Source organism: Bacillus andreraoultii, assembly GCF_001244735.1.
GTDB classification, from domain to species: Bacteria; Bacillota; Bacilli; order Bacillales; family Caldibacillaceae; genus Caldifermentibacillus; species Caldifermentibacillus andreraoultii.
Genome location: NZ_LN868937.1, coordinates 523,478 through 534,341, shown reverse-complemented (window position 1 = coordinate 534,341; position 10,864 = coordinate 523,478). Strand labels below are relative to the sequence as shown.

Sequence of the window (10,864 nt, the reverse complement as noted above, 5' to 3'; positions counted from 1 at the left end):
CTTATCCCGCTTCTATTATCAAAAACATTACATTTAGATTTAGAGAAAGATACGGTTATCGCAACGGTCCGTTCAATCATTCAACTTTTAATTGTCGGTTACATATTACAAACTGTATTTACTTCAGAAAGCTACCTTTATATTGCTTTGATGGTCCTTTTAATGATTGGTGCAGCTACTTTAAATGCGCGAAAAAAAGGGTCTTCCATAACAGGTATAACAAAAAAGTTAGTTTTTACTTTTATTTGTGTTGAAGTATTAACTCAAGCAATCTTACTCGGATTCCATATTACTCCGGCAACCGCACAATACATTATTCCAATTAGCGGGATGATGATTGGTAACTCAATGGTCTTATCTATTTTATTTCTTAATCGCTTTACTGCAGAGGTTCATGCCTTTGAAAATGAAATTGAATTAATCTTATCTCTTGGCGGAACACCGAAACAGGCCATCCATAAACAATTAATTTCTGCAATAAAAGCAAGTACAATTCCCACTATAGAAAGTCAAAAAACAATGGGATTAGTACAGTTACCTGGTATGATGAGTGGACAAATTATTGCTGGAGCTGACCCTGTTCAAGCCGTTCAATTTCAATTATTAATATTATTTCTACTTCTAACAACAGCTGTATTAACAAGTGTTCTGTTAGGGTTTCTATCTTATCCAACACTGTTTAATAAACAAATGCAACGTGTTAAGAAATAAAAAAAAGGGGAAACGGGCGTCTTGAAGGGTTATAGACGCCCAAATTGCGATGAAAAAAAAATAAAATGGTCATCTAGAAGAGTTATAGACGACTGTTTTGCATTGAAATTCGTGGAAACGATCGTCTTGAAGGGTTATAGATGCCCCCTTTGATAAAAATACCGAAAAGAAAGAGCGGTTTTCGCCTTTGAATTAATGCTACCGCAGCCTCCCTAGCTTATGCGTATAGGAAAGTAGAAATTGGAAGATTTATACTTTCCCATTAGCCAAAAAACATACTAACATTAGTAGCACAGACCAAGGCCATGGTTTGTGCTACTATTTGTTTATAGTAGAAGTGAAGGAAGGTCGAACAGCCCCTGGGACCAATAGAGAGTCCGTATCAAAAACAGACCTACTTCACAACCTTATTTGAATCAGTTTAGTATGTTGGGTCCTAGAAGAAAATGGAATCGATAAGGCACTGTGAAGGCTTCTATGGATGGCTAAAAAGGAGAAGAAAATATGAAACATGTTGTAGCTTTTGATGTAAGTATGGGGAAAAGTGTGATGACGGTATATGACCGTTATAAACGATGTGAGTATGAAGGTGAGATTGAACATACACGTTCTAGCTTTCAATTGCTTCATGAGCGATTACAACAATTAAAGATTCTTGATGGACAAGCACCTGAAATTGTCTTTGAAGCGACAGGCGTTTATTCAAAAGGATTGGAGAAGTTTTTATGCGACCATGGGTATAGGTATAGCCGGATGAATCCATTAGAGGCAAACCTTCAAATGGCTTCCATGCGTCGGCATAAAACAGATAAGAGTGATGCACATGAGCTGGCGAAAACTCATTTTAAAATGGAACGGGACTATACATACCAACAGGATGAATACGATGAGCAGATGCGTGCGTTAACGCGATATTATGATGAGGTCGATACAGAAATCAATCATTTATGGAATCGGATGCATGCCATTTTACAACTCAGTTTCCCAGAGTTAGAGCAGGNAGACTCTCATCAACTTGGTCAGGTTTTTCTAAATATAAATCATATTGCTCAATTAAATAGCCCAAGTTAGGTCCACGAAAATCAAGCCAAGGGTTTCCTTCACTGATCATTACATCCACATCCCTGTTCATATAATAATTTTACATACCATATACAATTATACCTTACACGAGGTAAGCGTATACAGCATTACTTTGATTCTAATATAGCATATTTCGAACATATAAGAGAATGTTACGACTTATTAACACATTACTCGATAAACCGTATTATTGAAATCCATTCTGAATTAATACTATTACATAAATAATTAAAATTCTAGTATTTTGCCTTTGTTTTTGGCTTTATCTTCATTAGAAATTGTTATAAGTTATTGCTATTGCCATCAGTATGAATAATGCCCTGTGAATATGCTTTTTCTATAACTTTATACATCTTATTCACCTATGAAAATATGGTTGTTTATTATATTGATAAAATGTTTAAGGAATTAAGTGGAAATTTAAGAACGAAGATGGTTGCCGTATCTTTTTCTAGGGTAAAGTCCGTACAAACGAAATAAAAACCAATGAAATTCATTCAACAAAAAAAACATACTAACATTAGTAGAAGTGAAGGAAGGTCGAACAGCCCTTGGGACCAATAGAGAGTCCGTATCAAAAACAGACCTACTTCACAACCTTATTTGAATCAGTTTAGTATGTTGGGTCCTAGAGATCGTGTAAAAGAAAATGGAATCGATAAGGCACTGTGAAGGCTTCTATGGATGGCTAAAAAGGAGAAGAAAAATATGAAACATGTTGTAGCTTTTGATGTAAGTATGGGAAAAAGTGTGATGACGGTATATGACCGTTATAAACGATGTGAGTATGAAGGTGAGATTGAACATACACGTTCTAGCTTTCAATTGCTTCATGAGCGATTACAACAATTAAAGATTCTTGATGGACAAGCACCTGAAATTGTCTTTGAAGCGACAGGCGTTTATTCAAAAGGATTGGAGAAGTTTTTATGCGACCATGGGTATAGGTATAGCCGGATGAATCCATTAGAGGCAAACCTTCAAATGGCTTCCATGCGTCGGCATAAAACAGATAAGAGTGATGCACATGAGCTGGCGAAAACTCATTTTAAAATGGAACGGGACTATACATACCAACAGGATGAATACGATGAGCAGATGCGTGCGTTAACGCGATATTATGATGAGGTCGATACAGAAATCAATCATTTATGGAATCGGATGCATGCCATTTTACAACTCAGTTTCCCAGAGTTAGAGCAGATTATTACACCACGTTCTGCATTGTTTTTAAACATCGTGCAGCTTTATCCTCATCCGACGGTACTAATAGCGCATTCTAAAACGGTGATTCGCAACCGACTAAAAGACAATACACGAAAAAATCTTTCGTTAAAGCGTGCAGAAGAAAAAGCGATTATTTTATTAGAAGTTGCCAAAGAATCTTATCCAGCTATTTCCTCAACGGATGTTAGGTGTGAACAAGTAAAGGATTACGCAAAACGCATTTAAAAGAAAAGGAACAGCTAGTTAAACAAATGGTTGAACTTTCGAAAGACCGTTCCGAATTTCAAGTGCTTATTTCGTTTCCTGGGATTGGGGAGACTACAGCTGTGCGCATTATTGGGGAATTAGGCGATATTTGCCGTTTTAAAAACCATAAACAATTAAACGCCTATGTGGGAATTGATATAATGCGCTATCAATCGGGCAATACACATTATCAAGATCGCATTAACAAGCGTGGAAATAAGAAATTACGGAAAATTTTATTTTATATGATGAAAACGATGATTACCTTACGCAAAAAAACAAGTAATCACTTAGTCGATTATTATGACAAATTAAAAACGCAACCCCAGAGAAAGCCTCATAAGGTTGCCATTATCGCGTGTATGAATAAGTTTTTGAAACTAATCTTTCACCTTATTCAACACAATGTACCATACGATTACGACACAGCTATCTCCTGTGCGTAAATGGTTGATTTAAATATATCATAGATGGCCCTTCGAAAAAAGTAAAATTCGTAAGGTCTATTTGTCGTTGCAAATTTTTATGTATGGGAGGGGGTACCCCCTCCCATACATAAAAATTATTCCTTTGTACAAAAATATTTTAAAAACTACTTGACTGGAGGTAAGAAAGGAGCTGTCCAGAAAGAGTGTATTTTTGATTTCCGGATGCCCCTATTCATGTTTCAAAACCTAGATATATCGATATTCTTGATTATCACATTTTTTAGGGTATTCACTTTTCAGACAGCCCCTTAGGAAGTTACTCATTTATTAAAAACGGTTGATGAGAGTAAATCAGTATTCGTTCGCTCGGGTTTTGTTCATATTCACCTATCACTTTAATTTCCTTTGTCAGTTGGAAAGAGGTACGGTTCTCTATATATGAAATGTATTCAATCGATGGATAATACAAGATTAAATCAACCTGACGTGGTTTCTTTTCTACAGATTTCATAATATTTTTAATGACTTTGATAAATATCTTTGAAGAAAACGGGTTAAAAAAATAAAATTTATTATTTTCTGGCTGAACGCAATACTCTTCTGCTCGCAAATGTTGAAAGGCAAGTTGTTCTTTACTTTTCGGATGTCGTTTCAAATATTGGTGACGATTTTGTTCTGCTATTTTAAAAAGATGTTCATCCATTTCAATACCGAGCGCTTTTACACCAAAAGTTAAATTCAAATAAAAGAGTAGCCGCCCTTTACCACAACCAAAATCAACAATTGAGTCACCTGGTTGTAACGTGATTTCATTTGCCAGTAACTCAAGAACAGCGTATGGGGTTGGTTCATACGGAAAGTAGTTTAAAAAAGGTTTCAAACTCCGTTCCATACCAGAATTAATGTTAAGCAATTTATCAAACTCATGATCTATCATCATTGTGCTCCTTAATGCTAAGTACTTCCCATTAGGTTTAATATATCCTTTGTTATTGAAAAAGATGTGCTACCGTGCCCGAACACATGACTCTTTCGTATTCACTCTACTCCGTCACTTGACTAATCCAAGCTTCTGTAATCCGTAATAGATACCCGATTCGTCTACAGACTTTGTTTCGTATTTTGCATATTGGAAAAGATTTGGATCACCATTTGCCATCACAAAACTTGTCCCAACGGTTTGGAGCATTTCTTTATCATTCATGCCATCACCAAAAGCGATTGCTTGTTCATTGGGAATTCCTAAAAGATCCAAAACCTTTTGTACCGCAGTCCCTTTATTAATGTTCTTTTGGATTAAGTCGTAACTATTTTCAATACCTTCCACATTCACGGTTGAAACAACTAAATCATTTAACACTTTGTAGGCAGGTACATGTGAATCTTGGCAATTCATGACTGTCATACTATAAATATGGTTGTTCACATTTCCATTAAGTTGTTCATTTTCTTTTAGTTGGAAGAAATTAATAAAATTCACTACTTCCGGGCGAGATAAGGAAGTGAAATAATTTTTCTCCGCTGTATATAGTACTAGGTCATTATCGAATTCTTCTGCCGTTGTAATTACTTTTTGTACTAATTCCTGATTCATTGGATAGTCAACGATAACTTTATTTTTGTGAATAGCAAATGCACCGTTATAGCCGATTGCTGATTGAATACCTAGTTCCTTCCGCAGATCATTAATTTCATGAAGTGGGCGACCAGTAGCTATGAAAACTTCTACTCCTTCTTTTTGTACTTCTTCAATTGCCCTTTTCGTTAACTTCGTATATGTATGGTCATACGTTAAAATCGTTCCATCAATATCAAGAAAAAGTGCTCTATAAGTCATAGCTAGCTCCTTTACGAATCGTGATTATGTATCATATTTTATCACTCTTTTATCTAAAAAGAAAAAGAACACGATTATTATAACGGCACCAAGATAAATAAGCCGGACCCCATATGAATGGAATCCAGCTATTGTATTATTCTGTATAATAAACATAGTTTCCGCCAACAACGTCTCGTTTACATTCATCGTTGTAACGTAAATATTCTAAATGGGCGAGTGTTTCCCCAATAGCAAATCGAAAGTCATGGACATTATTAATCTTTGGAAATAACTTTTTACAAGCTTCAAAAACAGTTAGACCTGCGGATAGTTCTTCTAGAAGATTCTCTAACCGATCATGATGGTGCTGTTTTATTTCATCAATTCGTTTCGTCCCACCAAAAAACGGGAGCCCATGAGACGGAATGACATATTCAACATCTAACTTTCGAATTTTATTAAGAGATTGAAAATAAGTCGCTAATGGGTTCGGGTCTCCATGAAACCAGTAAGAAATATTCGGTGTAATTTTCGGTAAAATATGATCTGTTGATAGAAGCACACTCTTTTCTTTATTATAAAAAACAATTAACCCGTCAGAATGCCCTGGGGTAAAAAGCACCTCATACATGTAATTCCCTATTTTTACAAGTTCTCCTTCGTTAAAATAATGGTTTACGGTTGGATATGGGGTTACTCTTTTTATAAAGGATTCCGTATTGTCAACCATCTGACTAGCAGCTTCGGCAGGTATTCCCGCTACTTGATAATTTCCAGCTAATTTTTCAAGAAACTGCCGATCCCATGCACCAAGTCCATTCTCCGCATCAATTTGTGACATAGATAGACGGGCATTCGTTTTTTGTTGCAGACCTCCAGCATATCCGAAATGATCTGGATGATAATGGGTAATAAATATTTCCGAAACATGTTTTCTGTCAAGTTCTTCTGCCCATCGTCTTACTGTATAACTATTATGAAGACCGGTATCAATAACAACATACCCTTCTTCACCTTCTGCGAGAAAACAGTTCACATGGTTTAGTCGAAAGGGGAGATCCAATCGTACTAAATGTAAGCCTAGTTCATCCAACATAGAGGGAACATCTCCCTTCCTTATTTCCCTTCAAATTTTGGTGCCCGTTTTTCAAAAAATGCTTGCACCCCTTCACGATGATCAGCCGTATTGAATAATAAAGTTTGCATTAAGTTTTCTTGCATTTCATTTGTTTCGTTTGTCAATTCTGCAGCATGATTCACTAAGCATTTGACAAACTGATTCGCAAGTGGTGGCCCTTCGATAATGAATTGTGCAAATTCAGTTGCCTCTTTTCGCACATCCTCTTCCGCTACTCGGTTCACAATTCCTTTATCATAAAGTTCTTGAGCGGAAATGACTGCTCCTTTTGAAATCCACTCTTTAACAAGCGCATTCGGAACGTTTTCAGTTAACGCCTTCACTAAACCTAAGTCTGGAATTAAACCGATGTTTTTAAAACTAATGGCAAAAGCCGCCTTTTGATCTGCAACGATAAAGTCGGATGCAAGAGCAATACTGAAACCAGCCCCCGCCGCATAACCATGAACAGCACTAATCACGTACTTATCTAACTGTTGAATCGCATTTTGTAAAGCAACTGCTCCCTTCATATGGGCTAGTTTGTCCCTTACTGTTTTCGCCTCATTAAATGAACCAATATCTCCTCCAGAACAAAATGATTTTCCTGCACCGGATAAAATAATCGCTTTTACCTCTTGATCTGCTTCAGCTTCCTTTAGTGCTCCAATCACACCGGTAACTAGTTCATGTGAAAGTGCGTTTAACTTATCTGGACGGTTCATCGTTACATATGCAATACCATTTTCCTTTTTTACTTCCACTATATTTGCCATTTCTTTCACCTCATATTTAATGATTGAACATTCACTCATATATTTATTTACCTTGATTTAAACGTATTCGTACCGTCATTAATATGCAAAATTCCCTTTAACGATTTTTTCCTTTGCTACTTCATATTGCTCGACTAGTTCGTCAACAATTTCAGCCATCGTTTGTATCTTTTTAATTGCACCGACTCCTTGTCCCGCAGACCAAACATCCTTCCATGCACGAATATTCGGATTTGCAAGTTCTGAGAAATCAATTTTCTCTTTTCGTTGTAGTTTCATCGGGTCAAGTCCCACTTGTAGAATACTTGGGATTAAGTAGTTCGCATTCACACCACTAAATGCATCTGTATAAATAATGTCCTCAACGCCAGAAGTAAGCACCATTTCCTTGTAACCATCTTGAGCCATACTTTCTTTCGCAGGAATAAATCGCGATCCTAAATAAGCAAAGTCGGCACCAAGAATTTCTGCGGCTAAAATATCTTCTCCTTTTGACATTGCTCCAGCTAGCACAATCGGTCCATCCCAAAATTCTTTTACTTCATGGATAAATGCAAAAGGACTATATGTTCCTGCGTGCCCCCCTGCTCCACTACATACGAGAATCAGCCCATCTGTTCCTTTTTCAATCGCCTTCTTCGCAAATTTTACGTTTATTACATCTGAAAAAACGACTCCCCCATATTTGTGTGCAATTTCAACGACAGGACTTGGATCACCGAGAGAAGTGATGATCAGTGGCGGTTGATACTTTTCAATTAATTGGAGATCTTCCACAAACCGCTTATTCGACTTATGACTAATAAAATTAATCCCCCACGGTGCAATTTTTTTACCTGGGTTTGCCGCTTTCAATTCAGCCCACTCTGTTGTAATTTGTTGGAACCAAGTTTCTAAAATTTCATTTGTTCTTGCATTAAGTGCGGGGAACGTACCAATGATTCCGCTTTCACAAGCATACAAAACCATATTTGGATCATTGATTAAAAACATCGGCGCCATAATAACTGGTAGTTTCGTAGACTCTTTTAAACTTGCAACATTTGCTTTTGTCATATTCTACATCTCCTTAAATGTTAGATCTTGTTTCATTCGAGAATTCGGCTGGAAAGTGGGAAACAGAATCGTTTGTCTCGCAATACGGAACCTACTTACTTAACACATCCAGAGAATATATTTACATTCCTATATTTTTTGCGATTATTTGCTTCATAATTTCATTCGAACCTGCGTATATCGAAGTGACGGTAATATCACGAAAACGTCTAGCAATCTCATATTCTTCCATATAGCCATATCCGCCATGCAACTGCAGACATTCACCCGCGACTTTTTTAGCTAAATCGGTTATCCACCATTTAGCCATAGATACTTCCGTAACAACCGTATTTCCTGCCATATGATCGATAATAAGTCGATCAACAAACGCTCGTCCCACTTCAAGTTCTGTCGCCATTTCTGCTATTTTAAACTGTGTATTTTGAAATTGGCTAATCGTTGTTCCGAATGCCTTCCTCTGTTTGACATAATCAATGGTTAGCTCCAACATCCGCTCAGCAGCTGCCAATCCTTGAATTGCGACCATTAAACGTTCCTGCTGTAATTTTTCCATTAAGTAATAAAAGCCCATTCCTTCTTTACCTAATAAATTCGTTTTTGGTACGCGCACATCTTCAAAAATTAATTCACTTGTGTCATTTGCATGTTGGCCAAGTTTGGCTAGTTTTTTCCCTTTTTTAAATCCAGGGGTACCTGCTTCAACAACAAATAAACTGATTCCCCGATGTGGTGGATTTGCTTTCGGATTTGTTTTTGCAACAATAACGACAAGATCGGCTGTATAACCATTTGTAATAAATGTCTTTTCCCCATTAATTATATAGTCGTCCCCATCCCGAACGGCTGTTGTTTGTATTCCTGCTAAATCAGATCCTGCACCTGGTTCGGTCATTCCGATGGCAGTGATGATCTCACCACTTATTGCCCCAGGTAGCCACCGCTTTTTCTGTTCCTCTGTTCCATATGATTCTATATATGGAATCACTATATCGTTGTGGAGGCCGATTCCTATGAGGCTTGTTCCAACTCGTTCCATTTCCTCGTTAAGAACGACTGCATATCCAAAATCTGTTCCCAAACCCCCATATTTTTCATCCACTTGTGGACAGAGATACCCTTGTTCCCCAAGCCTCATCCAAAATGCCCGAGGTACTTCTTTATTTTTCTCCCACTCTTCATAATAAGGAACGGCCTCTTTTTCTAAAAATTTGCGTAATGACTGGCGAAAAATCTCATGTTCCTCCGTTAAAAATGTCCGCTTCATTCATTTCCCCCTTATCGAATTCAAAATGTACGCTATGTTGTGAATATATGATTTGTATTTTTAAAATATTTATCTTCTTGCAAAACATGATGATATAACCTTGTTACTATTACTTTATTAAAGTCAAGAGGATATTTTTATATCACCCCCCCCTACATTTGACATAAACTACGAATCTTCCTTATTTATGATTATTAATTATTTTCTGCAAAAAGGCAACAGAAAAAATGAACAACCATTCATTTTTTCTTAAAAAAATATGAGGAACGGTTTGAAGCTCCTCATTTTTACAACTCGTTTAGACAAAAGGGAAGTTCGGCTTCCTTTTGTTTAAAAATGCGTCGACACCCTCTTTATAGTCTTCCGAAGTAACCGAATCAATTATTAATCCCATGATCTCTTCATTATCTTCTTTTCCACCATGTAAAATGTGATGAACAATTTTTTTCGTTCCTCGCACAGAGTATTGCGAGTTGTCACAAATCATCTTTGCAAAACGGTATGTTTCATCCTCCAATTGTTCTGGATGGTAAATGCGGTTGATTAATCCCATATGAAGTGCTTCATCAGCTCCCATTATTCGCCCAGTATATAAAATATCTTTTGCGTTTGAAGGACCAACTAAATCAACGAGATGCTTTGTTGCCTGCGTATTATAAACAATTCCTAACTTTGCTGGTGTAATACCAAATTTCCCGGTTGGATCGGAAAAGCGAAAATCACAAGCAACAGCTAATTCACAGCCACCACCAACACAATAACCTTGAATCATTGCAATTGTCGGCTTTATTCCACTTGCTACTTTTTCTTCTAATTTTCCCATAACCGCACTATAAGTCATCATTTCATCGACAGTGGAACGTCTTGTTTCAAATTCACGAATATCCGCTCCTGCAGAAAAAGCCTCTTCCGTTGTACTTCGGAAAATAATTACTTTTACTTCGCGATTCCGATTAGCCTGATCCACATATTCATTTAAGCTTTCCCACATTTCAAAAGATAACGCATTTCTTTTTTCTGGTCGGTTCATATAAATGGTTGCTATTTGATTTTCCACTACCATATAAATTTGTTCATTTTGTAAGTTTGACATTTTTCCCTCCAAAAGACGTCGATTAATCATCGAGTTTTCCA

9 protein-coding genes and 1 pseudogene are annotated in these 10,864 nt (G+C 36.8%); 3 read left to right on the top strand and 7 right to left on the bottom strand.

The window, feature by feature from the left end; genetic code table 11:
* From BN2144_RS07800 to BN2144_RS07790, 3 genes and pseudogenes are all read left to right on the top strand, one after another.
* Positions 1-711 (top strand): ABC transporter permease (locus tag BN2144_RS07800; protein WP_033827677.1); only part of this gene is annotated, 711 nt, incomplete at its 5' end.
* A gap of 504 nt (positions 712-1,215) precedes the next feature.
* Positions 1,216-1,782 carry an IS110 family transposase gene (locus BN2144_RS07795; RefSeq protein ID WP_050632251.1) on the top strand — a complete coding sequence of 189 codons (567 nt, stop codon included), beginning with the start codon at positions 1,216-1,218 and terminating at the stop codon, positions 1,780-1,782.
* A gap of 720 nt (positions 1,783-2,502) precedes the next feature.
* Positions 2,503-3,713, top strand: a pseudogene (locus BN2144_RS07790) (IS110 family RNA-guided transposase).
* A 298-nt stretch (positions 3,714-4,011) separates the two neighbouring features.
* On the opposite strand, the gene BN2144_RS07780 reads toward BN2144_RS07790, so the two are convergent.
* The 7 genes from BN2144_RS07780 to BN2144_RS07750 form a co-directional block, all read right to left on the bottom strand.
* Entirely contained in the window at positions 4,012-4,632 is a 621-nt protein-coding gene (locus BN2144_RS07780; RefSeq protein ID WP_033827676.1) for an SAM-dependent methyltransferase, read from the bottom strand.
* A 114-nt stretch (positions 4,633-4,746) separates the two neighbouring features.
* Positions 4,747-5,532: an HAD family hydrolase gene (locus tag BN2144_RS07775; protein WP_033827675.1), complete on the bottom strand. Its 786-nt coding sequence runs from the start codon at positions 5,530-5,532 to the stop codon at positions 4,747-4,749.
* Positions 5,533-5,668: 136 nt separating this feature from the next.
* The gene (locus BN2144_RS07770; RefSeq protein ID WP_033827674.1) at positions 5,669-6,610 is read right to left on the bottom strand and encodes an MBL fold metallo-hydrolase; all 942 of its coding nucleotides are present in this window, start codon (positions 6,608-6,610) and stop codon (positions 5,669-5,671) included.
* Positions 6,611-6,630: 20 nt separating this feature from the next.
* Positions 6,631-7,446, bottom strand: coding sequence for an enoyl-CoA hydratase/isomerase family protein (locus BN2144_RS07765; protein ID WP_050632250.1), 816 nt, complete (start codon positions 7,444-7,446; stop codon positions 6,631-6,633).
* Positions 7,447-7,485: 39 nt separating this feature from the next.
* Positions 7,486-8,463, bottom strand: a complete 978-nt coding sequence (locus tag BN2144_RS07760; RefSeq protein ID WP_033827673.1) for an NAD(P)H-dependent flavin oxidoreductase — start codon at positions 8,461-8,463, stop codon at positions 7,486-7,488.
* Between the two features lie 121 nt (positions 8,464-8,584).
* Complete coding sequence (locus BN2144_RS07755; RefSeq protein ID WP_033827672.1) at positions 8,585-9,730, bottom strand: acyl-CoA dehydrogenase family protein; 1,146 nt, start codon at positions 9,728-9,730, stop codon at positions 8,585-8,587.
* Positions 9,731-10,028: 298 nt separating this feature from the next.
* Positions 10,029-10,823, bottom strand: coding sequence for an enoyl-CoA hydratase/isomerase family protein (locus BN2144_RS07750; RefSeq protein ID WP_033827671.1), 795 nt, complete (start codon positions 10,821-10,823; stop codon positions 10,029-10,031).
* Positions 10,824-10,864 lie beyond the last annotated feature (41 nt).

Excerpts from the sequence above, each read along its gene's own strand:
- BN2144_RS07780 (WP_033827676.1), bottom strand. The coding sequence starts at position 4,632 with ATGATAGATCATGAGTTTGATAAATTGCTTAACATTAATTCTGGTATG.
- BN2144_RS07775 (WP_033827675.1), bottom strand. The coding sequence starts at position 5,532 with ATGACTTATAGAGCACTTTTTCTTGATATTGATGGAACGATTTTAACG.
- BN2144_RS07770 (WP_033827674.1), bottom strand. The coding sequence starts at position 6,610 with ATGTTGGATGAACTAGGCTTACATTTAGTACGATTGGATCTCCCCTTT.
- BN2144_RS07765 (WP_050632250.1), bottom strand. The coding sequence starts at position 7,446 with ATGAGTGAATGTTCAATCATTAAATATGAGGTGAAAGAAATGGCAAAT.
- BN2144_RS07760 (WP_033827673.1), bottom strand. The coding sequence starts at position 8,463 with ATGACAAAAGCAAATGTTGCAAGTTTAAAAGAGTCTACGAAACTACCA.
- BN2144_RS07755 (WP_033827672.1), bottom strand. The coding sequence starts at position 9,730 with ATGAAGCGGACATTTTTAACGGAGGAACATGAGATTTTTCGCCAGTCA.
- BN2144_RS07750 (WP_033827671.1), bottom strand. The coding sequence starts at position 10,823 with ATGTCAAACTTACAAAATGAACAAATTTATATGGTAGTGGAAAATCAA.